We start from the raw sequence: 23858 nt of genomic DNA, 5'->3' as shown, positions 1-23858 counted from the left end.
CTGTTTACTGCTCCTTTCCTGCGTCCATCATTTCCATAAATTCATCAAATAAATGTAGTGCATCATGCGGACCAGGGGCAGCATCTGGATGAAACTGCACACTGAAAGCGGGATAATCTCTGTGTTTGACTCCTTCTACTGTTCCGTCATTTACTTCTACATGAGTTACGATGAGTTTTTCTGGATCAATCGTGGCTTCATCGACTGCATAGCCATGATTTTGAGAAGTAAAATCAATTCTTCCGGTCGCTACTTCTCGTACCGGGTGATTTAATCCTCGATGTCCGAATTTCATTTTATAGGTATCTGCACCGTTGGCTAAAGCAAATAACTGGTGACCGAGACAAATACCAAAAATCGGTACTTTTCCTTGGATTTTTTTGATCATTTCGATTGCTTCTGGCACATCTTTTGGATCACCAGGTCCATTCGTCAGCATGACTCCGTCTGGTGATAGCGCTAAAATCGTCTCGGCATCTGTGTTATAGGGAAGTACTGTGAGGTTACAGTTTCTTTTACTCAATTCTCGTAAAATACTATGTTTCAAGCCGAAGTCAATGACAATGACTTTCCGACCTGTTCCTGGACTTGGATAAGGTTTGTTAGTTGAGACTTGCTGCACTTGATTGGTTGCTAGAACGGTTGCTTTCAGCTGATCAAATACATGTTCGAAGGAATCTCCAGCATCAACGATACTAGCTTTCATCGTTCCGACTTCACGGATTTTGCGAGTAAGGGCGCGCGTATCGATACCTGATATTCCAGGAATTCCTTTTTGTTTCAAAAATGAATCTAGCGTCATTTGGTTTCGCCAGTTTGAAGCTACACGTGCATGTTCTTTTACTACTACTCCTTTGCATGTTGGAGAAATCGATTCATAATCATCTCTATTTACCCCATAATTACCCACCATAGGATAGGTAAATGTAATGATTTGACCGTTAAAACTTTGATCAGTGATAGTTTCTTGATAACCAGTCATACTTGTTGTAAAAACGATTTCTCCGAAGACACTAGCATCTGCACCAAAAGCCTTTCCTTCGAAAACTGTTCCATCTTCTAATATAAGCAAACGTTCCATACTTTTATTCTCCCTTCTGCCACACAAGTTTTCCGTTGACAAAAGTCATTTGTGTTTCGCCTTTTACTTTCCAGCCGATAAAAGGTGTATTCTCCCCTTTTGATAAAAAGTCTGCTTTATCGATCGTGCAAGTTTGTGTAATATCAAAAACTGCTACATCAGCGGGGGCACCAACCGTTAGCGTTCCTGCATTCAAACCAAAAATCTCAGCCGGTTTAACTGCCAACCAATTGATCACTTGTTCCAACGTGAATCGACCAGTTTCTACAAAATGAGTATAGATCAGTTGAAACGCTGTTTCGCTTCCTACGATACCAAATGGTGATTTCATGAAACTTTGGCTTTTTTCTTCTAATCCATGGGGGGCATGATCTGTAGCGATGCAATCGATCGTACCGTCAAGCAAGCCTTCGATCAAAGCTTCTCTGTCCTCCCGTCCTCTTAGTGGCGGGTTCATTTTCCAAAAGCCGAAATCTTCGAGAATATCTTCGTCGATCAAAATAAGATGATGGGGTGAAACTTCTGCTGTTACGTGGATTCCTGCTTTTTTTGCGTCTCTGATTACACGGACACTTTCTTTAGTAGAAACATGGCAAACATGGTAATGAACACCAGTTGCTTCAGCTAGCAACAGATCTCTAGCAATTTGAGAAGACTCGGTTACGCTTAAGATCCCGGGAAGACCAAGTTCTTCTGCCTTCTTGCCAGCGTGCATAACGCCGCCAAATAATAAAGATTCATCTTCTGTATGGGCTACTAGGGCTTTATTGTTTTTTGCAGCTTCTTTCATAGCCAGATACATCGTCCCAGCTGTTTGGACACCTACACCGTCATTTGTGAAAGCAAAAGCACCTTCTTCAATCAGTGCTTCTTGATCAACTAATTTCTCACTTCGCAGATTTTCTGTGATTGGCGCATACTGCAATACCTTCACAACTGCATCTTTTCTAATGATGTCATATACTTGTCTCAGCTTTTCTGCCGTATCAGGTACAGGATTTAAATTTGGCATCGCGCATACAGTAGTGAAACCACCACGAGCAGCTGAGCGAGTCCCAGCTTCGATCGTCTCCTTGTATGTAAATCCTGGCTCTCTCAAATGAACATGGACGTCCACTAAACCAGGTGTGATCAATTGTCCCTTTGCATCAAACACTTCATCAAATTCGGCTTCTGAGAATCCTGTACCGATTGCTTTGATTCGCCCATCTTCTATCCAAATTTCTGCTGGTGTCGTCATATTTTTTCGTGTATTGATCTGACCGTTTTTAATGAGTGTTTTCATTTTTTCATCCTCCTATAATTACGCTTTTCCATTTAGCACTGCTTCTAAGATTGCCATTCTGACGAATACTCCATTGCTCATTTGCTGAACGATCCGCGACTGTAATCCTTCCACTAATGAATCAGCTAATTCTACATCGCGGTTAACTGGTGCTGGGTGCATAATGATTGCATGTTTTTGCAACTTCTTCGCACGCTCAACTGTTAACCCATGTTCCTGATGGTAGCCTTCTTTTGAGAAACTTTCTTTTCCATCATGGCGTTCGTGTTGCACCCGAAGCATCATCATGACATCAACTTGATCTAGTAGTTCATCCAATGGCATATAATGTCCGTACACTTCGAATTCATCGTCGTACCATTCTCTAGGACCTGAGAAGAATACTTGTGCGCCTAGACGTTTTAACATCTGCATATTGGATTTAGCTACGCGAGAGTGAGTGATATCACCTACGATGGCAACTTTCAGACCTTCAAAATGACCAAATTCTTCGTAAATGGTCATCAAATCAAGCAAGCATTGGGTTGGATGCTGTCCGCTTCCGTCTCCTCCATTGATAATCGAACACTGGATTGTTTTACTTTGTATCAGTTCGTCATAATAGTTCTCATCACCATGACGGATAACCGCTACGTCTACGCCTAATGCTGACATCGTCAGTACTGTATCGTATAGTGTTTCCCCTTTTTGGACAGAGCTTGTGCTTGCTTCAAATTCAATCACTTCTAGCCCTAGTTTTTTCTCCGCTACATCGAAGCTTTTATGTGTGCGAGTACTATTTTCGAAAAAGAGGTTTGTAGCAAAGTACTGGCGCTTTTGCGGAGTCCAATTAGCACCTTGCTTGAATTCCTGCCCTCTGCGGATCAAGCCCATAACTTCTTGATCAGTAAGTGCCTCAACGGTCAATAAATGCTTTAAGCTGATACGTTCTGATTTGATGATCATAATGTTTCCTCCTTAGTTTTCTTCGCTTCGTGAAGTTTCTGGTAAGATAAGATTTAAAATGATGCCAAGTACAGTTGCTAATGCCATTGCCGACAATGTAAATGTGCCTACTTCAAAGACGAGTCCGCCAATTCCTACTACTAAGATAACTGAAGCAATCAACAGATTTTTCTTTTTATCAAAATCGATTTTGTTCTCGATTAAAATCTTCATTCCACTTGCCGCAATTACTCCAAATAAGATAAAACTGATTCCTGAGATGACTGGTCCAGGGATACTTAAAATCAAAGCGCTTAATTTTCCTACGAATCCTAAAATGACTGCAAATACTGCAGCTCCACCGATCACAAACACGCTATGGACACGTGTGATAGCCAGAACACCAATGTTTTCACCGTAACTTGTTACAGGAGGACCTCCGACAAAGGCTGCCACGATTTGTGCTAACCCATCACCTGTCAACGTCTTATGAAGACCCGGTTCTTCAAAGAAATTACGTTTAGTTAGTTTATTCAATACCATAAGATGGCCGATATGCTCTGTCATCGTCACAAAAGCGATGGGTGCCATTGTTGTGATTGCTCCAAGATATAGCTTTGGTTCATATTGTACAAAGGGAATCTCAAAGTTAGGAACAGCAAACCAGGCAGCGTCTACGATTGGCTTAGTATCCACGATTCCAAACAGCAAGGCTACGATGTATCCGCTAATGATACCTAGTAAAATCGGAATCAATCCGAGAAAACCTCTTAGCCACATGTTGAAGAAAATGGTCAATCCTAATGTGATCAGTGCTACAGCAATATACTTGAAATCATACGTGCCCTGATTATACATAGCATTTGTTGCTGCATTTGCCGCAAGTCCCAACCCGATAACCATGATGACTGGACCGACGACGATTGGAGGCAAGATTTTATCCAGCCATGCTGAACCGATCTTTTTGATGATCAGCGCAACAATCAAGTAGACTAATCCAGTTGTGACTGCTCCTTGTGCAATCGCTGGATAACCATCTGTTTTCATCAAAAGCAGCATCGCTGCAATGAAAGCGAAGCTGCTTCCTAAGTACGCAGGTATCTTTCCTTTAGTAGTAAATAAGTACACCAATGTACCTAGTCCTGAACTGACTAGCGCGATACCTGGATCGATACCTACTAAGATGGGGACTAACACGGTTGCTCCGAACATCGTGAACAAGTGTTGTAAACTTAATCCTACCCAATGTCCTGGGGTTGGGCGATCGTGGATATCTAACACCACGTCATCATTATGAAATCCTTTTTTCTCCGACATGTTTCTCTCTCCTCTAATCTTCCTCTTTCAAAATCATGATGCGATCTTGTCCATCAAGCTCTTGCATCTCTACTAAAATCTCTTCCGCCCGAGATGTTGGAATGTTCTTCCCAACATAATCTGCACGGATTGGCAATTCTCGATGCCCACGATCGACCAGGACTGCTAATGAAATTTTTCTTGGTCTACCAAAATCCATTACTGCGTCCATTGCTGCTCGAATCGTTCGTCCTGTATACAAAACATCATCAATCAAAATAACTTCTTTTCCTTCTAAGGAAACTGGGATGTCAGAAGAATGAAGTTCCGGTTCTTCTGGATTTTCTTTTTTGTCATCTCGGTATAAAGTGATATCCAGTTCTCCTACAGGAATATCGATATCTTCTAGCTGCTTCAGGCGTTCGGCAATTCTTGATGCAATGTAGATTCCTCGTGTTTTGATACCTACCAATACGATATCTTGGATACTATGGTTTCTCTCGATAATCTCATAAGTAATTCGAGTCAATGCTCGCTTCATGGTTACCTGATCTACTACTTCTTTTGCTTGCATTTTCATTCCCCCTACTTTTTTGCATAAAAAAACTCCTGCCCTAAGAGGACAGGAGGAATGTTTAGACTGAGCGTATACTGATACACTGATAGCTATACTATGTCAATGAGCAATCTACTTATGGCGCACCATACGTATCCTTGCTCCCACCCTTCTTAGCCTCACGGGACTAAACTTAAAGGAATTCTATTAAGTTTTATGCTTTCGTTGTTAATTACTATACCGTTATCTAAATTAAAATGCAATGTTTTTTCTTAATTTTTCTAAAGTTTTTTCAAAAACTTCTGGAAGAGGTGCTTCAAAGATCATCTTTTCGTTTGTAGTCGGGTGCGTAAAACCTAACATTTGCGCATGGAGAAACTGACCATTGCCTTTCAAAGTTTTCTTCGGTCCGTATACTGGATCTCCAGCTAACGGATAACCGATATACTTCATATGCACACGGATCTGGTGTGTTCTTCCGGTTTCTAGTTTTAATTCAACCAGAGTAAATCCTTCGAAACGTTCCAATACAGTAAAATGTGTGACAGCCGGCTTCCCATCTTCTCTTATCGCCTGCATTTTCCGGTTTTCCTTCGAACGGCCGATTGGCGCATTGATGGTTCCTTTTTCGTGAGGAATCTCTCCATGGACTAAAGCAACATATTTGCGCAAAGAGGTCTTATCTTTTAATTGCTGAGCTAATGATTCGTGTGCCTGGTCATTTTTGGCAACCATTAGCAGTCCGGAAGTATCTTTGTCGATTCGGTGAACAATACCTGGACGAATAACGCCGTTGATCGTAGAAAGATCCTTGATATGGTACATCAGCGCATTGACCATTGTGCCATGCGTATGACCTGCTGAAGGATGAACGACCATTCCTTGAGGTTTGTTTATCACCGCTACATCTTCATCTTCGTAAACGATCGTCAACGGGATATTTTCTGGGACCACATCTAATGTTTCTGGTTCGGGGATCAAGACAGTAATCTCGTCTCCTTGTTTTACTTTGTAATTTGCTTTGACTGGCTGTCCATTGACAGAAACCGCTCCATTTTTCAGCCACAGCTGAATTTGCGAACGACTGTAATCGGTGAATAAATTAGTCAATACTTTATCGATCCTACCAGATTCATGGTGAATCGTCGTTTTAAGTTCTGTCATTTTTTTCTTTGATCCTTTTCATCTAAAATAATATAAATTAATATACAAATCACTCCACATACAAGTGTCACATCTGCTACGTTAAAAATCGGAAAGCTCATAAAATCTGTCTGGAACATATCTACTACATAGCCAAGACGAATACGGTCGATAAAATTGCCAATCGCACCAGCTAGAATCAAACTCAATCCAATCATGAACCAGCGATTACCTTTTTCACGATTTTTAATCATCAATGTGAGAATCACAACGACTGCAATGAGTGTCACTATAGTAAAGAACCACATCTTCCCTTCTAGCATACTCCATGCGGCTCCAGTGTTTCGAATATGATTCAGTGACAAAATACCTGGTATAAGATTTTTCGTCTCTCCAAGCGCTAGATTATCAGTGATCCACCATTTGACCAACTGATCCACTCCTACTAGCAAAGCGCTGAATATCCAATAAATAATTAACAAAAAATCAATCCTTTTCTATTTGTTTATAAATATCACGAGGTCGTACGATCCCGAGCAGATTACCATCGGGATTCCCATCTTTAGTGATAAGTACGGCTTCCAAAGTCCCTTGCTCACGAAACATCGCTTCAACCTCGTAAATATGTGTTTTAGCTGGAACAAAATGATAATTTGTGTACTTTCCGTTTTGGATAATCAAATCCAACGCTCGTTTATTTGTTAAATCAACCGGACCTTTTTGGCTTTCTTTTGCTAGCCAAAACCCGATATTACGTAAAGTAATCAATGCTACAAATTTTCCTTTATTGTATAACGGAAATTGTGAATACCTTTTTTCTGCTACTATCTTTAACAGTTCAAGTAACGGAAGATCTTGTTCAAAACCTGTTACACGTTTTGCAAATCGAGGCAGCACGGTTTCAGGCTGAATCAGTTCTTGTTCGATCAGCTGGATTCGCTTGACTGTCCAATCATTTGGCTCTGCAATGACAAAATCGACTGCGATCCGATCATGGACGATCGCATTCCTTAACTGAGCAAGCTGTAAAAGATCATCTTCGTATTTTCTGATCATTAATTGTTTTCTTTGAGCTAGGCGTCTGACAAGTTCGGTAAATCCCATATTTCGTGCATTTCCCATCTCGTCTCTCATCCATTTTTCGATTCGATTGAAACTGATTAAAAAAAGATCAGAGTTTGCCATAATTTTCCTCCTTGATCAAATATGCCCGGTTTTTTATATAGAAAAAGAACGCAATCAACACAATAACTGCAAAAAAACTGAAAAATAAATTTTGTAGGAAAACGGCTCCCAACCCAGTTGCTAGAAATAAAAACGGATAGATTTGAAGAATCAAGTAATTCATTGTGATCACATAAGCAGGCTTTGCTTCTTTCACTGTATAAACGGGGCTTTTTAGCCAATAAAAGGTGACCTGCATCGTAAAGGGCACTTCCAGATCAAGCGTTATCTTTTGTTCATGACTGAGAACACTGCGTTTTTCATTGTTGATTCTTAGCTGAATCGAGCTATCCATACCGTAAAAACCGGTTTTTCTTATAAATGTCGTTTTCATCATACCCTCCTATTATGCTTTAGTATAGCTCAAAATACAATAAAGAAAAAGAATGATCCTAGTGTAAACAAAATTAATTCCCTATCGTCTAAAAAAAGAAGCTGTAGTCAAAATACAGCTCCTCTTATGTTTAATGAAAGTTATTTAGTATACGGTAGATTATAATCAAGCTTAAAACAATCCCAACACTTCTCCGTCGTTTGTCACGTCCATATTCAATGCAGCAGGTTTTTTAGGCAAACCAGGCATCGTCATAACATCCCCAGTTAAGGCTACTAAAAATCCTGCCCCTAATTTTGGGATGATTTCGCGGATCATGATGGTGAAATCTTCCGGTGCGCCTAGCAATGAAGGATCATCAGAGAATGAATATTGTGTTTTCGCCATACAAATCGGCAGTTTGTCCCATCCATTCTTCGTAAACTCTTCTATTTGTTTTTGCGCTTTTTTGCTGAAGACAACACCATTTCCTCCGTAAATTTTCTTGACGATTGTTTCTGTCTTTTCTTGTATCGTTTCTTCTAGGCGGTATAATGGCTTGTAATTAGCTTCTTTTCTATCAATCAATCGTACTACAGCTTTTGCTAAATCAACGCCGCCTTCTGCTCCATCTGCCCATACACTCGCTCTCTTGGCAAGAATCCCCAGATTTTCACACAAGTGCTCCAACAGTGTGAGTTCATTGTCTGTATCTGTTACGAATTCATTGATTGCGACGATCACAGGTAGCTGATATTGTTCCATATTACGTATATGGCGCTTTAAATTTGCAAAACCTACTTTCAAAGCATCAAGATTCTCATTTTTAAGTTCATCTTTTTTCATTCCGCCATGCATTTTCAATGCACGGACAGTGGCGACAATCACCACAGCATCCGGCGCTTTTTTCAAGTTAGGTACTTTGATATCTAAAAATTTCTCTCCGCCAAGATCTGCACCAAATCCTGCCTCTGTGACAACGTAATCTGCTAATCTCAATGCTGTCTTGGTAGCTAAAATACTATTGCAGCCATGAGCGATATTGGCAAACGGTCCCCCGTGGACAAAAGCTGGTGTTCCGTAAATTGTTTGTACAAGATTCGGCTTGATTGCATCTTTCAGCAGTAATGCCAGAGCGCCTTCTGCTTTCAAGTCTCCAGCAGTCACAGGCTGACGGTCAAATGTATAGCCGACAACGATCCTTGCAAGACGAGCCTTTAAATCTTCAAGGTCTGCCGCAAGACACAAGATAGCCATGATTTCGCTGGCAACTGTGATATCAAATCCATCTTCTCTTGGGACACCTTGGATTGGCCCACCCAAGCCAACAATTACTTTACGCAGTTCACGATCATTGAGATCGACTACCCGTTTCCAAATCACTCGGCGGGCATCGATGTTCAATTCATTTCCTTGATGAATATGATTATCTAAAAGAGCAGATAATGCATTATTAGCTGTTGTGATAGCATGCATGTCACCAGTAAAATGCAAGTTGATATCTTCCATAGGCAATACCTGTGCATATCCTCCGCCTGCAGCACCGCCTTTGATTCCCATCACAGGACCAAGTGAGGGTTCTCGCAATGCAATAACAGATTTTTTATTGATTTTATTGAGCGCGTCTCCTAACCCTACAGTGATCGTTGACTTTCCTTCGCCAGCTGGTGTTGGATTGATGGAAGTAACTAAGATCAAATGCCCCTCAGCGTTATCCTTTGATCGATTGATTCCAGAAAAATTGATTTTCGCCTTATATTTCCCATACAGTTCCAAATCGTCTTCCTTAAGATCTAATTTACTAGCCACTTCAACAATCGGTTCTAGCTCTGTTTCTTGTGAAATTTGCAGATCATTCTTCATTTGATTACCCCTTTTCACGAACTTTATTCAACAAAATATCTTCTTTGTTAAGATATGCCAATTATACCTTTTTTTATTCAGAAAAAAAACATAAAATTACAGGTTTTTAATTTATTTGACGTACTTATAAATACTCTTTATAATGAAGGCTATGATCAGACTTTAGAAAGGTCGTGAGTGCTTTGACCACAGGAATTGTAAAATGGTTTGACAACAAAAAAGGATACGGCTTTATCAGTTATGATGACACAGAAGAAATTTTTGTACATTTTACTGCGATTGAAGAAGAGGGATTCAAAACTTTGGAAGAAAATCAAGTGGTCGAATTTGAGATCATCGAAGGGAATCGAGGAACACAAGCTGCCCATGTCAAGAAAGGCAACGTTCAGACTACCGATACTAGTATGCATGAATAGATAAACAAATAGAGTGAGACGCTAAACGGGATGAACCGTACGTCTCACTCTTTTCTTTTCCTGTAAAAATTCGTTTTTTTAGGTTCTGATTTTTAAAATTAGCTTTTTCTTTTTTTCGTATAAGGATAAGGAATTGATTCTGATTTGGGTCCGTTTTTTTCAAAATGATCAAAAAGGACTACTTGATCTTTTTTTCGCATCATGAAAACAGATGGGGCTTTCTCATCTTGCAACATCATTTGCACCCCAGTATTAGTTGGCGTCAAAGATCGAATCTGTCCGACAGATATTTCTCGGTCTTTCCAAAAAGCAGCATAACGTATAATCACAGAGTTTGATTTTAAAATAAAAGAACGCCGCAAACCTAGAAATAGAAAAACAAGAAAAATACCTAAAACAAAATTGCTTTTCCAATAAGGACCTGTGTTTTCTAAAGAAAGAATCAGACTAAAAAACAGAATGATCAAGGTCAATGACCAATAGATGATCGTATGTGCCAGTTCAGGCTGCCATCGAATATTTTTTTTCATTCTCTAACCTCTCACCGATTCAGTAATGATATAATCTTACCATAACATTAGTTTGAACAAAAAGGAGAATCTCTTTTTATGTTAAAAGTATACATTGATGCCTCTACAAAAGGCAACCCTGGTCCTAGTGGAGGCGGAATCTTGATTGTCTATCAAGGTAAACAAGAACAGCTATCTATCCCGCTTTCTATAGGGACAAACCATCAAGCAGAGTTCGAAGTCTTTTTAAAAACTTTAGAATTTCTAAAGAAAAACGACTTACAGAATGAAACGATTTTCTGTTTTTCAGACAGCAAAACACTAGTTTCTACGGTCGACAAAAACGCAACGAAGAACGAGCTCTTCCTTCCCTACCTTCAAAGAATCCAAGAACTTCTATCCGAATTTTCTTTATTAATCCTGCAATGGTTGCCCGAAAACAAAAATAAAGGAGCAGATAATCTTGCACGTCAGGCTCTCCATAAACAATTAAAAGAAAAAAAGACTCTTTAAATTAAAAACTTTAAGGAGTCTTTTTATAATTTCTCATTTAATATAAAAGATAATTGTGATCAAACGTAATTTCCAATTGGTAATCTCCGATTTTTTCTTCTATTTGACTACGTAAGATTCTTTCTAGTTCTGTATCATCAAACTGGAATTTCTCAGGGACCACTACATCAAATTGCAGCGTTTTTCCTTGATGAATTACTCTAAAATCATGAATATTAAGCCCTGTACCTGTTTCAAGAAGAATTTGCTTTAACTGCCGCAAGATATTATAGTATTTTTCGTTATCAACAGGCATTGGATCCAAGTGACAGACAAGTTCCACATCCAAAGACTTTTTAAAGTCTTTTTCTATCAGATCAATAATCTTATGAGCCACATTCAAATTCATTGATTCATCTACTTCGATGTGGACTGATGCAAAGCGTTTATTGGGTCCATAGTTATGCACCAATAAATCATGATAGCCAAGTATATCATCGCAAGCATTTAAATGCTCTTCCATTTCTTCAATCTCTGCTGGCGTTGGGCGACTTCCTAATAGTTCGTATACAAAATTTCGAAGCATCGTCAATCCACTATAAAGGATATATAATGCTAAAGCAAAACCTATATATCCATCGATACGCCATCCAGTTGCCCATTCGATTGCTGCTGAAAGCAATACAGCCAGTGTAGTAAAGACATCATTATAACTATCTGTTGCTGTAGCTCTCAATGTTTCAGAATCAATGGATTGCGCAATAACCTGATACATTTTGCCTTGTGCAAATTTCAAAAAGATGGAAATGATTAGGACAAAAAAGACGATGGGTGTTAAAGAGACATTTTCTGGATGGATGATTTTTTCAGCAGAAGACTCTAAAAATTGAAATCCTACATAAGTAATGATGATCGAAACAAATAACCCACTGATATATTCGAAGCGTTCGTGTCCATAAGGATGTTCCTGATCTGCTGGCTTTGCAGCAATTTTAAATCCGATCAAAGTCAATATGGATGAAGCAGTATCTGATAGACTGTTCACTGCATCAGCCATAATGGAGACACTTCCTGAAAAAAGCCCGATCATTAGCTTAGAGACAAACAAGATCAGATTCGTAACCAATCCTAAGATACCCGCTAGTACTCCTTTTTTTGTCCGCTGTTGCGGTATTTGTTTCTTTTTTTCTTCTTGTTTCTTAGCCAAGTTTTTTACCCCTTCTAGTTTGCTTGTTGCTCAGGTAAAAAGATGGAGAGGACGATTGTTTTCCTCTCCTCTCTTCCTTTTTCTATCTATCGTGCGTCCTATTACTATTAAAAGATGGTCATTATTCTGGTTTCAACGGTGTTGCTGCAAATAACGCTTTTGCTAGTAATGGTGTTATGATTCCCGCACCTATTGCTTCTGGTATCCCATTGATTGCTGCAACCCCTGCTAAGGTTTTAAATAAAAGAGCAGAATCTACACCATAGGCATCTGCCGTTGCACCTGTATAAAATAATCCCATGAATCCTAACACTAAGACTGTATTGACCAATGAACCCAGTACCCCTGCAAAGGCTGAGCTGATCGTTATTGATTTATTTTTTTGATAAATCCAGTGGAAAACCAAGCCTGCTACTAAGCCAACAAGTACTCTGGGAACTACCGAGATAATCGGATTCGTGAACACTAATGTATCAAATGGCGTTGTTGGCATGGCATAGGCACGAACAATTGTAGCGATTCCCCAAAACAAGCCAATCACCATGCCATCTTTTGGGCCTAATACTACTGCAGCAATAATTACTGTGATATGGATAATTGTTAAACTAATGAATCCTAATGGAATAAACCCCAGCCAAGGAACCATCGCTTGTACGATGATGATTGCTAACAAGATCGCACGTAAGACTAGTCGAAAGGTCTTATTTCTACTATTCATTTTTTCACCCCTTTTTATTTATACTAATCGTAAAAATTTCTGTCACTTTCGTCAACTAAAGACCATCCGAATCCGACCATTTGATTAGATGCGCCAGCCAATTGAAAAAAGTATGAGGGCAAGACTTGTTTGTCTTCGCCCCCATAATCATGTTTCGTTCAATGTTTGAACTTTTGTTTTTCTGTCAAACGTAAACTCCCTATTGTTGCGCAACCCATTCTTTCGCAGCTTTAAGTGCATCTGGAATACCAGCAGGATCTTTCCCGCCAGCTTGTGCCATGTCTGGACGTCCACCACCGCCACCGCCTACTTTCGGTGCGATTGCTTTAATCAAGTCGCCAGCTTTTAGTCCAGCTTCATTTGATTCTTTCGTCATTGCCGCTAGCAGACTGACTTTTCCTTCTTGTTCGTTTGCTAAAACAAGAATATCTGAAATATTTTTTTGTTTCCATTGGTCAGCTAATTGACGCAGCTGATTCATATCTTTCACTTTTACTTGTGCTGCAATGATTGTTTTTCCATTGATCGTTTCTGGATCTTTGAATACATCACCAGCTTGTTGATTCGCTAACTTGCTAGCTAATTGTTCATTTTCCTTTTGTAGCTCTCTTACTTGCTGTTGCAATTGTTCCGCTTTTGAAACAACTTCCTTCAATTGAGGTGATTTAACAATTGTTGCTACTTGTTTTAGTTGTTTTTCTTCTTCTTCAAGTAGTTCGTACGCTTCTTTACTTGTTACAGCCTCGATTCGTCGCACGCCTGCACCAATTCCTGATTCAGAAACGATTTTGAAGATTCCGATGTTTTCTGTATTTGCTACATGTGTGCCTCCGCACAGTTCGATTGACCAGCCGCCAATATTTACTACTCGAACGTCATGTCCGTATTTTTCACCAAACAAAGCCATTGCACCCATGTTTTTGGCTGTATCGATATCTGTTTCAATTGTTTCAACTGGGATAGCTTCCCAGATTTTTTCGTTGACGATTCTTTCCATTTCAGCTAATTCATCTGAAGTGATTTGACCAAAGTGGGTAAAGTCGAATCGTAAATGTCCAGGAGCGACTAAAGAACCAGCTTGATTTGCATGCTCGCCAAGTACTTCTTTCAATGCCTTGTGCAGTAGATGGGTTGCTGTATGGTTTTTGATGATCCGATTGCGCATCGATTGATCAATCAATAGATGATAGGTTTGTCCTTCACTCATTGGTGCTTTTACTTCTACGGTGTGCATAAATTGACCATTAGGCGCTTTTTGAACATCTGTAACAACTGCTACGATTTCGCCTACTTCATTCATGATCCATCCTTGATCCGCTACTTGCCCACCCATTTCTGCATAGAAAGGTGTTTGATCAAAGATCATTTGAGCTTCACCTTCTGCGACTTCATTCAAAAGAGACTCACCTTTAACGATGACCAATAATTGACTATCTGATTCTTGTTCTGTGTATCCAATGAATTTACTTTCTACTTTGATATCTGTCAATAAAGCAGATTGTACCCCCATTGATTTTTCAGTACTGCGGGCAGAGCGAGCACGTTCGCGTTGTGCATCCATTTCTTTTTCAAAACCAGCATGATCAACTTTCAGTCCTTCATCTTCTGCCACCTCTTCCGTTAATTCTACTGGGAAGCCATATGTGTCGTATAGTTTGAAGATGTCTTTTCCTGCTAGAGTCGTCCCGTTTTCGTTTTTTACTTCTTGGATCACTTGATTTAAGATTTCCAAACCTTCATTGATTGTTTCATTGAAACGTTCTTCTTCTGTACGGATAACTTTTTCAATAAATTCTTTTTGTTGAAGTACTTCAGGATAATAACTTACCATGATTTCCCCAACAACAGGGACTAAACGATATAAGAATGCTTGTTCAATACCTAATTTTTTCCCATGCATGACAGCACGACGAAGCAAACGGCGTAAGACATACCCTCTCCCTTCATTCGATGGCAATGCACCGTCGCCAATAGCAAATGAAAGGGCGCGAATATGATCTGCGATTACTTTGTAAGAAATATCTGTTACTGGGTTTTCACCATATTTTACTTGTTTGCTTAGCTTTTCTACGGCGTGGATAATAGGCATAAACAAGTCTGTCTCAAAGTTCGTTGGCGCATCTTGAACGATTGAGACCATGCGTTCCAATCCCATCCCCGTATCAATGTTTTTATGAGGAAGTGGTTCAAATGTGTTATCAGGCTTATGGTTGAATTCTGAAAATACTAAGTTCCAGATTTCTAAATAACGTTCATTTTCTCCTCCTGGATAGTTTTCAGGATCATCTTCTGCTAAATCGTTATAAGCTTCTCCACGGTCATAGAAAATTTCCGTATCCGGACCACATGGGCCTGCACCGATATCCCAGAAGTTGTCTTCTACATCAATAATGTGATCTAACGGCAGGCCAACTTCTTCATGCCAGATGCGTTTTGCTTCTGTATCTTTTGGATAAACTGTTACATAAAGTTTTTCTGGATCGAATGCCATCCATTTTGGATCAGTCAAAAATTCCCATGCCCAGTGGATGGCTTCATTTTTGAAATAGTCACCAATCGAAAAATTACCCAGCATCTCAAACATCGTATGGTGACGTGCTGTTTTACCGACATTTTCGATATCATTTGTTCGAATAGATTTTTGGGCATTTGTGATTCTTGGATTTTCTGGCACAACTGAACCATCAAAATATTTTTTCAATGTTGCAACACCAGAGTTGATCCACAATAAGGTTGGATCGTTCACGGGGATCAAAGACGCACTAGGTTCAATCGTATGTCCTTTAGATTGGAAGAAATCAAGAAACATTTGTCGAACTTGTGCACTACTTAATTGTTTCATGTCATTACCTGCTTTCTATAAATTAAATACAAAAAAACACCATCACAGCCAAGGACGAAAACTCGCGGTACCACCTTGATTGCAATGATGTGTAATCATTACCTCTTAAACCCGATAACGCTGAGCTGCGTCGGTATTTCTACCAAAATAGAAAAAGGGAGCAATTTGATTAGTGACTATTCTTTTTTCAGCCAAGAAAGAATTTTCTGTGAGTCTTAAAAAACAAATCATATCCTTTTCGTACTTAATTAGTATACGCATTCTATTGATCACTGTCAATATCTCAATTTTTATTTTCATTTCCTTTTGGTCATACTCCACGATTTTTGGTACGATAAGAATAAAGGAATCAATACATCTCTGCTATTCATGACAAGGAGGAATATGATGAAAAAAATAGTTGGAGCGGATGAATGGATACGCGCAGCTAGCTGCTTTTTGAGATATCAAGTTTTTGTATTAGAACAAGGGATTCCTGCAGAACTAGAATTCGACGGAAAAGATATCCCGCAACAAACCTATTATCTATTTCTTGATCAAAAAAGACCAGTAGCTACTTTGCGTTATGAAAAGAAAACACCTACTTGCTTCAAGCCGGAACGATTTTGCGTAGCAAAAGAATACCGAGGAAAAGGGTTAGGCGGTCAGTTGCTTGAAGCTGCTGAAAAACGGGCGGTTTCAGAAGGTTGTCAGACTAGTTATGTAGTAGCTGAAATGACGGCTGTAGATTTTTATGAAAAACAAGGGTATCATACTTGCACAGAACCTTTTATTGAAGATGAAGTACTTTGTATCGGAATGGAAAAAAGTCTAGCTTAAAAACAAGAGATTGTGACACGCCTTTTGTCACAACCTCTTGTTTTTTATTTATGTGAATTTTTCTTATTTTTACGAGCAGTACGGCTTTGCTGTCTGCGTTCGATTTTGCGTTCTTTTTTATTTTTTTCTGCAATTGCCCAATCGATTTTTTTCTTATAACCAGGCTTGATCTTTTTCTTTTTCTTCTTCACAAGACCAATCAGCGTGGGATCTAATACATCTTTTGATTTTTCTCGTTTGGCACGTCTATTACGATCGTATGTTTTGACGATTTCCCCGTTTTTGATTTCTTTTGGTTCAAATGAGACGCCCAATTTTTCTATCGCATCAATGGCTTGCTCATCATTTGGCGAATATAACGTAATGGCCGTTCCTTTTAAGCCATTACGTCCAGTACGTCCGACACGATGGATAAAGAAGTCTAGATCTTCTGGAATTTCTGCATTGATAACATGAGAGACACCTTCGATATCGATCCCTCTAGCAGCTAAATCAGTCGCTACAACATATTGATACTCCAGATTCTGTACTTGTCGCATCACTCGTTTTCTCTCTCTTGGGGTGATGTCTCCATGAATCTTTGCTACTTTCAAGCCTTGGTTTTTCAAGTAATCGGCAATTTCATCCACATGCTGTTTTGTATTGGCAAATACGATTGCTAAATAAGGATGACCAATTGTCAGCAGTTGATAAATCATTTGATTCTCATCTTTACCTTTTGTTGAAATCAGCCAATTTTCAATGTCTTCAGAAATAACTGCTTTTGGTTTGATTTCTTCAATGATTGGATTTTCCATGTATTTTCGTAAGAATGGACGAAGTTTTTCTGGAATAGTGGCAGAAAAAACTAAAAACTGCAGCTTTTCTGGTAATCGACTTGCAATTTGGTCTACTTCATTTAAAAAACCCATATCCAATGTCATATCCGCTTCATCGACAACAAATGCAAATGCGGTGTGAATCTTCAGCGCTTGTTCATTCATCATGTCTAATATTCTACCAGGCGTGCCTACTACAACCTGTGGCTGTTGGTGATGCAGACGATTTAATTGACGCTGTTTGTCTGTACCGCCGACAAAATTCGAGACACGGATCTCCGGTGTAGAAAATTTAGCGATTTGTGTAGCTGCTTCATAGATCTGTGCAGCTAGTTCCCTACTTGGAGCTGTAATAACAACTTGTACTTCCTCTTTTTCTGCATTGATTTTTTCAAACAAAGGCAACAAAAACGTATGTGTTTTTCCTGTACCAGTTTGAGATTGCCCAATGATATTTTTTCCTTTTGCAATTAAAGGAATCAAACGTTCCTGGACCTCTGTGGGCTGTTTGAAGCCCTTTGCGGTTAACGCTTCATTGATAAACGGTTTGAAGCGGAATATATCAAAATTATTCATTCGTGCACCTCTTCTCTTTAAATTATCACGACTTTGGCATTATAACACAGACAAAGCGTTTTTGCTCAGCTAATTTCGAGAATCATCATCCTTTGTTTGGCCAATCGTGCTAACAGTATATGTGTGACTAGCTTTTTCATAAAACAGAATCCGTTTTTTTCTCAAAAATGATAGCAAGATATTTAAAATAAAAATACCTTGTAGTAACAAGACACCGAGAGAAATGAATACTGCACTCATCTGCAACACCGTATTCGTTGTCGAATTCATGATTTGCTGAAGCAACTGCCCCAACCAGCTTAAACCATAAAAAAGAAAGTACAGATACCCGTAGCGGATCATCAATGCTTTTAAAGAAATTCGTTCGCGGTCTTCTTCCACCAAACGGATACGCACAATTTTTTTGCCAAGTGTCCATCCATTGGTTATAAACGGTACAATCATAAAGTATACCCCTACTTCTAATAAAAGCCACCAGATATGAGAAGTAACTGCCCCTGAATCGAACGCAAGTTTAAAGAAAATCGCCGCTACCAAATTAATAAGAGATAAAAATGTCCAGTCGATCAAATAAGCGACCAAGCGTCGAGTCAATGAGACAGTCTTTCCTTTTTCATAAGAAAGTTCATCCATTCGTCTTCTTGTAGGAAGCATAAATGTAAATAACGGCGTAACGACAAAACCAATGATTCCACCCAATGTATTTGTCACTAAATCATTCACATCAAATAAGCGGTATGGTCTTGGGTAGATAAAATAAAGTCCACTTAGCTGCGTCAATTCAAAAAATAGAGAAAGGCAGAAACTAGCAATCATCGTTTTCATAAAAGAAAGCCGGAAATAATATCTTAAATAAATGCCAAATGGTATGAGTAATAAAACATTAAAAGCTGGTTCCAAAAATACACTCTGCTTCATTGCCGGCAGGTAGGTACTAGGTTCAGACAAGACCAATACCGTGTTGTCTCTGAAATGTTGCCATGAAGCAAATAAATGCAGCTCCATCTTTGGCCCTGTCATTTGGGCAACCGTCTCCTTTGCCGGAAGTGGTAAGATCACCAAAAAATACGCACACAATAAATAAAAAACGAAAGAATACAAAATAACTGCCCTTGTTACTAGAAATGTTCCATACTTTCGATATTCATAAATAAAAAAAACAGATGAGATCGCTAAGGCTAAAAATGGAAAAACAATCAGCGCAAAACGAATCGGTTCGATATAACTTGCCATATGACTCCTCCTTGATTCTTTGTATCTCTCTTATCTTAGCAGTCCTTTGCTGTTTCAAGCAAGTAACGAGGCTATTATTTCTCATTTCTTTCAAAGTAAAGTAAGATAAACACAAAGGGGGTGTCGAGATGCTGAATATGTACTTTGTTTTTGGCGTACCTATTTTTTTACTGTTCCTTTATGCTACGATCGCTTATGTAAGAAAAAGAACTACAATTCATTATTTAGGATTTATTCTCCTGATTATTTCGGGTTTCATGCTAGTCTTCAATCTTCAGACTTGGCAGCAAGCACTTCTTGAAATGGATAAAATGACTCCACATGCTTTGTCTAAAGTGCTTGGCTACCCTGTCTATCTGATTTGGCTTCCCATTTTCATTTCTGGTTGCTTGGTTTTATTAAATATTTATCGCGGCGTACGCCGAATAGTTCAGTTACGCAAATCAAAGTAAAAGGCAGAAATCGGTTGAGCCCGATTTCTGTCTTTTACTTTGCTATTTCATCGTAGACAAAACGACATTTACGTGATCAAAATTAACGAGTACTTTTGACATTTCTTCCACGTACTCCTCATTTAAATAAAATATTTTGTTTGGCAGAGAAGTGCAGTTCTAATAAAATTCGAATGTTTTAGCTATCTACGTTTTAAATAGAGATAAATCGGGATACCAGCAAGTGTCAATACTATCCCCATCGAAGCTAAAAAGGTCTGAGTGATAAGCGTGCTTGATACGATAAAAGTCCCTCCAATGATTGCTACTAGTGGAATAAACGGATACATTGGAACTTTGTATGGTCGAAACAAATCAGGTTCTTTTTTACGAAGAAGAATGACACCAACAAAGACCATCGTATAAAAAATCCAAATGACAAAGATCAGCATATCCGTTAGTGTATCAAAACCACCGATCATCATCATGCCAATAGCGATGACTAGCTCTAAGATACCTGCGGCTACAGGAACTTTAGTTTTATCATGAAGTTTAGCAAAGAGCTTGCTAAAAGGCAGGTTGTTTTCTTTTGCCATAACATAAGGGAGACGCATTCCAGTAAGGGTATAGCCATTGATGGTTCCATAAACAGAAATCAAGATACCAACTGTGACCAGTCTTCCACCGAAGCCGCCAAAAATCATTTTTGCAACGTCACTTGCCGCATTGCTGTTTCCTGCGACTCCGTCGATAGATGCGGTTCTTAAGAACACCGCATTTACTAATAAATAAACGATCATGATTCCGATGATTCCTAAAGAAGTTGCTTTTGGCAAATCTTTCGCCGGCTTTTTCAATTCTCCCGAAATATTTCCTACGTGTATCCAACCGTCGTATGCGAACATCGTTGCTAGCAAGCCCACTCCCAAGGCTGAGAAAAATGAAAGATTTTCTCCTGCTTGGATCGGAAACAGTTGGAAGTCTACTCCTTCTTGTCGGAACAAACCGAAAATGACGATCACAAACAAAGGGATAAGCTTGCAGACAAGCGTAATCGACTGAAAAGCCCCTCCAGCTTTAGAACCTAAAAAATTGATCAGCAGGATCGATACAGCAGCTGTAACAGCTACGGGAACAATCATTGACTGGGAAAGACCAAATAGATTGACGAACTGTGTACCGAAAATGATCGACAAGGCTGCTACATTTGCTGGAAAATAAATCACGACTTGCGCCCAGCCCAATAAAAAAGCTGCTGTATTTCCGTAAATCCGTTCGATATATTTAATCATCCCTCCTGTTTCTGGAATAGCAGCTGCCAGTTCAGCTCCTGTTAGTCCTGCACAGACAGAAATCATACCACCGAGAAACCAAGAAAACATATGCAAACTGGCGGATCCTGTAACTTCTGCTACGCTTGCGGCTTTAAAAAATACCCCTGCACCGATCACTGTGCCCATAACAGTCGATAAAGCAGTAAAAAATCCCATCGTACGTTTTAATTCATTTTCTATTTTTACTTCTTTTACTGGCGTGGCTTGATATTCTTCCATCCCTTGTCCCCTTTCATACCATAGCCAATCCCAAAAGTATAAAAAACTTTTTGGATGTGGTTCTTGTTTTATACCGTCTCTACCAATTTTTCTTTCAGTTTTTCCAACATATCCTTTGTCATCGCATCTAAGTCGTATTTCGGCGAAAAGCCCCATTCCTCTTGCGCACAAGAAACATCTAGTGAATTTGGCCAAGATTCTGCTATTGACTGACGTACAGGATCCACATCATAATCCATTTCAAAATCTGGTATGATTTTTTGAATAGATGCTTTGATCTCTTCCGGGTCAAAAGACATCGCCGATATATTGAAGGCATTTCGATGAACCAATCGATCAGGATCTGCATTCATGAGTTTTATAATGGCATCGATCGCATCTGGCATATACATCATATCCATTGATGTACCTTGATCAATGAAACTAGTGTACTTTCCTTCTTTGATTGCTGAATAATAAATATCGACTGCGTAGTCTGTCGTACCGCCTCCTGGCAAGGTTGCATAAGAAATCAATCCAGGGAAACGGACACCACGAGTATCTACGCCATATTTCACATAATAATAATCACATAGTAGTTCTCCAGCTACCTTCGTTACCCCATACATGGTTGTAGGACGCTGAAGAGTATCTTGTGGGGTATGATCTTTTGGAGTATTTGGACCAAACGCGCCGATTGAACTTGGCGTAAAAAATTTCAGCTGGAATTCTCTAGCGACTTCCAATGCATTGACCAGCCCAGTCACGTTCAAATCCCAGGCTAATTGTGGTTTTGCTTCTGCAACAGCTGACAAAAGAGCAGCCAAATGAATCAATGTGTCCACTTGATATTGTTCTGCTATGCTGCGCATTTTTTCGTAATCCATTACATCTAGGATCTCAAAGTTATCGTTTTTCTCAATGACTTCAGGCATGCGTATATCTGTCGCAATGACATTTTCACTGCCTAGTTCTTGACGTAGCCGTGTGATCAACTCTGAACCAATTTGTCCTAAACATCCTGTCACCAATACTTTTTTCATGATGATCCTCCCTGATCTTTTTTACTACTATCTTCAGATGATTAACAATATATGCGTGAACATGTTCTCTAATTTTAAATAGACGAAAAAACTAAATTTAGTTAAATAATTTCCATTTCTTTTCCTATTTTTTGATAAACTGCTACTGCTTCATCAAGCATTTCCCTCGTATGTTCCGCAGTCGGCATATTTCTGATCCTGCCTGTCCCAAGAGGCACAGTTGGATAAACGATTGGTTTAGCATAAATCCCATGTTCGATCAGCTTCTTAGAGAAAGTCTGAGTCACTTTTTCGTCTCCCAAAATGACTGGAGTAATAGGTGTTTCAGACATACCGATGTTATAGCCTACTTTTTTCAATTCTTCTTTAAAATAATTAGCATTTTCCCAAACTTTTTCGACAAGTTCCGGATGTTCTTGCATCAAAGTAATCGAAGCCAATGCAGCTGCAGCTGCACCTGGAGTTAGCGAGGTAGAAAATAGGAATGGCCGACTTCTAGCTTTCAACCAGTCGATTAGTGTTTTCGATCCAGCTACATAACCCCCAACAACACCTATAGCTTTCGATAACGTGCCCATTTGCATATCGATTTTGTCGCTTAATCCAAAATGCTTGACGGTTCCTGCACCTTTTCCAGTTACGCCTGAGCCGTGCGCATCATCAACGTAGGTGATCAGTCCATATTTTTCAACAATCGGAATAATTTCCGGCAATCGTGCAATGTCTCCATCCATGGAGAAAACACCATCTGTGATATACATGATTTTTTTATATTTCTTACTTTCTATCGCTTCCTTTGCTTTTTTCTCAAGGTCTTTCATATCTTGATGTTTAATTCGGATGATTTTTGCTCCGGATAAGCGGCAACCGTCAATAATAGATGCATGGTTTAATTCATCCGATAAGATAGCATCTTCTTTTGTCATTACTGCAGAGATAGCGCCCATATTGCAGTTGAATCCAGATTGAAAGGCGATTGCTGCTTCTGTCCCTTTGAATTCTGCGATTTTTTCTTCTAATTGCTGATGGATTTTCAGCGAACCATTGATCGTTCGGACTGCTCCTGCTCCTACACCATAAGTTTCGGTTGCTTCAATACATGCTTTTTTCAATTCTTCGCGATTGGCAAATCCAAGATAATTGTTGGATGCTAGATTGATCATCTTTTTTCCGTCTACGATGATACAAGCACCATTTTCACTTTCTAGTATGTCGATCGTATTGTATAACCCCTTTTCTTTCAGTTGATCCAATTCTTTCTCTAAATACATTGTTAGTTCTTTGGAAGACATTGTCTCCACCTCCATATTCATCTGTCTTGCAGAACATACCAAACATATATCGTGTCATTCATCTACAAAGCAAGTATGCCATATTTTTGATAACGCTTACACTGATTATGAGAATTATTTAACCACATTTTTTATTTACAGTATCTTTTTACTTTCAAATGACTTATATAGTATGAACAATTACCTTTTAGATAATGATCTATTTTACTCTACCTGGGCAGATAAATACAACACAACCATTGATA

Annotated in this window: 23 protein-coding genes; 4 read left to right on the top strand and 19 right to left on the bottom strand. The window is 39.2% G+C overall.

What is annotated here, in order from left to right:
* Window positions 1–4: 4 nt before the first annotated feature.
* From IGL15_RS06945 to IGL15_RS06900, 10 genes are all read right to left on the bottom strand, one after another.
* On the bottom strand, window positions 5–1081 hold the full coding sequence (locus IGL15_RS06945; RefSeq protein WP_104765357.1) for a carbamoyl phosphate synthase small subunit: 1077 nt from the start codon (window positions 1079–1081) through the stop codon (window positions 5–7).
* A gap of 4 nt (window positions 1082–1085) precedes the next feature.
* Window positions 1086–2366 (bottom strand): dihydroorotase, encoded by a 1281-nt coding sequence (locus IGL15_RS06940; RefSeq protein WP_104765358.1) that lies wholly within the window; start codon window positions 2364–2366, stop codon window positions 1086–1088.
* 18 nt (window positions 2367–2384) lie between these two features.
* The gene (locus IGL15_RS06935) at window positions 2385–3311 is read right to left on the bottom strand and encodes an aspartate carbamoyltransferase catalytic subunit (RefSeq protein ID WP_002288872.1); all 927 of its coding nucleotides are present in this window, start codon (window positions 3309–3311) and stop codon (window positions 2385–2387) included.
* Between the two features lie 12 nt (window positions 3312–3323).
* The gene (locus IGL15_RS06930) at window positions 3324–4607 is read right to left on the bottom strand and encodes a solute carrier family 23 protein (protein WP_104765359.1); all 1284 of its coding nucleotides are present in this window, start codon (window positions 4605–4607) and stop codon (window positions 3324–3326) included.
* Between the two features lie 13 nt (window positions 4608–4620).
* Complete coding sequence (gene pyrR / locus IGL15_RS06925) at window positions 4621–5160, bottom strand: bifunctional pyr operon transcriptional regulator/uracil phosphoribosyltransferase PyrR (protein WP_002295862.1); 540 nt, start codon at window positions 5158–5160, stop codon at window positions 4621–4623.
* A 234-nt stretch (window positions 5161–5394) separates the two neighbouring features.
* Window positions 5395–6306, bottom strand: a complete 912-nt coding sequence (locus IGL15_RS06920) for an RluA family pseudouridine synthase (RefSeq protein ID WP_002299711.1) — start codon at window positions 6304–6306, stop codon at window positions 5395–5397.
* On the bottom strand, window positions 6303–6767 hold the full coding sequence (gene lspA / locus IGL15_RS06915) for a signal peptidase II (protein WP_002306762.1): 465 nt from the start codon (window positions 6765–6767) through the stop codon (window positions 6303–6305). Before lspA ends, IGL15_RS06920 begins: the two co-directional genes overlap by 4 nt.
* A 4-nt stretch (window positions 6768–6771) precedes the next feature.
* A complete protein-coding gene (locus IGL15_RS06910; protein WP_002295857.1) occupies window positions 6772–7470 on the bottom strand; it encodes a CBS domain-containing protein in 699 nt (232 codons plus the stop codon).
* Window positions 7457–7843 carry a hypothetical protein gene (locus tag IGL15_RS06905; RefSeq protein ID WP_104762010.1) on the bottom strand — a complete coding sequence of 129 codons (387 nt, stop codon included), beginning with the start codon at window positions 7841–7843 and terminating at the stop codon, window positions 7457–7459. Before IGL15_RS06905 ends, IGL15_RS06910 begins: the two co-directional genes overlap by 14 nt.
* 171 nt (window positions 7844–8014) lie before the next feature.
* Window positions 8015–9685 carry a formate--tetrahydrofolate ligase gene (locus tag IGL15_RS06900; RefSeq protein ID WP_104765360.1) on the bottom strand — a complete coding sequence of 557 codons (1671 nt, stop codon included), beginning with the start codon at window positions 9683–9685 and terminating at the stop codon, window positions 8015–8017.
* A gap of 182 nt (window positions 9686–9867) precedes the next feature.
* On the opposite strand from IGL15_RS06900, the gene IGL15_RS06895 reads away from it, so the two are divergent.
* On the top strand, window positions 9868–10101 hold the full coding sequence (locus tag IGL15_RS06895; RefSeq protein ID WP_002303804.1) for a cold-shock protein: 234 nt from the start codon (window positions 9868–9870) through the stop codon (window positions 10099–10101).
* Window positions 10102–10199: 98 nt separating this feature from the next.
* Here IGL15_RS06895 and IGL15_RS06890 read toward each other — a convergent pair whose 3' ends face one another.
* Window positions 10200–10631, bottom strand: a complete 432-nt coding sequence (locus IGL15_RS06890; RefSeq protein ID WP_002295850.1) for an EbsA family protein — start codon at window positions 10629–10631, stop codon at window positions 10200–10202.
* 78 nt (window positions 10632–10709) lie between these two features.
* Here IGL15_RS06890 and IGL15_RS06885 point away from each other — a divergent pair, with 78 nt between their 5' ends.
* Entirely contained in the window at window positions 10710–11123 is a 414-nt protein-coding gene (locus IGL15_RS06885; RefSeq protein WP_002295847.1) for a ribonuclease HI family protein, read from the top strand.
* Between the two features lie 37 nt (window positions 11124–11160).
* Here IGL15_RS06885 and IGL15_RS06880 read toward each other — a convergent pair whose 3' ends face one another.
* The 3 genes from IGL15_RS06880 to alaS all read right to left on the bottom strand — a co-directional run bounded on the left by IGL15_RS06880 (window position 11161) and on the right by alaS (window position 15869).
* Entirely contained in the window at window positions 11161–12309 is a 1149-nt protein-coding gene (locus IGL15_RS06880; protein ID WP_104765361.1) for a cation diffusion facilitator family transporter, read from the bottom strand.
* Between the two features lie 121 nt (window positions 12310–12430).
* Complete coding sequence (locus IGL15_RS06875; protein WP_002295844.1) at window positions 12431–13027, bottom strand: ECF transporter S component; 597 nt, start codon at window positions 13025–13027, stop codon at window positions 12431–12433.
* 199 nt (window positions 13028–13226) lie between these two features.
* Entirely contained in the window at window positions 13227–15869 is a 2643-nt protein-coding gene (alaS, locus tag IGL15_RS06870; RefSeq protein ID WP_104765362.1) for an alanine--tRNA ligase, read from the bottom strand.
* Window positions 15870–16256: 387 nt separating this feature from the next.
* Here alaS and IGL15_RS06865 point away from each other — a divergent pair, with 387 nt between their 5' ends.
* Window positions 16257–16688, top strand: a complete 432-nt coding sequence (locus IGL15_RS06865) for a GNAT family N-acetyltransferase (protein WP_002295842.1) — start codon at window positions 16257–16259, stop codon at window positions 16686–16688.
* Window positions 16689–16732: 44 nt separating this feature from the next.
* Here IGL15_RS06865 and IGL15_RS06860 read toward each other — a convergent pair whose 3' ends face one another.
* Both IGL15_RS06860 and IGL15_RS06855 read right to left on the bottom strand, forming a co-directional pair.
* Window positions 16733–18082, bottom strand: coding sequence for a DEAD/DEAH box helicase (locus IGL15_RS06860; protein WP_002289190.1), 1350 nt, complete (start codon window positions 18080–18082; stop codon window positions 16733–16735).
* Between the two features lie 69 nt (window positions 18083–18151).
* Window positions 18152–19315, bottom strand: a complete 1164-nt coding sequence (locus IGL15_RS06855) for a VanZ family protein (protein ID WP_010728373.1) — start codon at window positions 19313–19315, stop codon at window positions 18152–18154.
* A gap of 128 nt (window positions 19316–19443) precedes the next feature.
* Between IGL15_RS06855 and IGL15_RS06850 the strand changes: the two genes are divergently transcribed.
* Complete coding sequence (locus IGL15_RS06850) at window positions 19444–19767, top strand: hypothetical protein (protein ID WP_002289192.1); 324 nt, start codon at window positions 19444–19446, stop codon at window positions 19765–19767.
* A 182-nt stretch (window positions 19768–19949) separates the two neighbouring features.
* Here the strand turns inward: IGL15_RS06850 and IGL15_RS06845 are convergent, their stop codons facing one another.
* The 3 genes from IGL15_RS06845 to IGL15_RS06835 all read right to left on the bottom strand — a co-directional run bounded on the left by IGL15_RS06845 (window position 19950) and on the right by IGL15_RS06835 (window position 23613).
* On the bottom strand, window positions 19950–21299 hold the full coding sequence (locus IGL15_RS06845) for an APC family permease (protein ID WP_104765363.1): 1350 nt from the start codon (window positions 21297–21299) through the stop codon (window positions 19950–19952).
* 68 nt (window positions 21300–21367) lie between these two features.
* A complete protein-coding gene (locus IGL15_RS06840) occupies window positions 21368–22321 on the bottom strand; it encodes an L-threonine 3-dehydrogenase (RefSeq protein WP_104765364.1) in 954 nt (317 codons plus the stop codon).
* Window positions 22322–22422: 101 nt separating this feature from the next.
* Complete coding sequence (locus IGL15_RS06835; RefSeq protein ID WP_002289186.1) at window positions 22423–23613, bottom strand: glycine C-acetyltransferase; 1191 nt, start codon at window positions 23611–23613, stop codon at window positions 22423–22425.
* Window positions 23614–23858 lie beyond the last annotated feature (245 nt).

It is taken from the genome of Enterococcus sp. DIV0436a (genome assembly GCF_051711605.1).
Lineage (GTDB): Bacteria > Bacillota > Bacilli > Lactobacillales > Enterococcaceae > Enterococcus_B > Enterococcus_B faecium.
The sequence above is the reverse complement of the archived record's forward strand: the minus strand, read 5'-3'. Positions and strand labels throughout refer to the sequence as shown.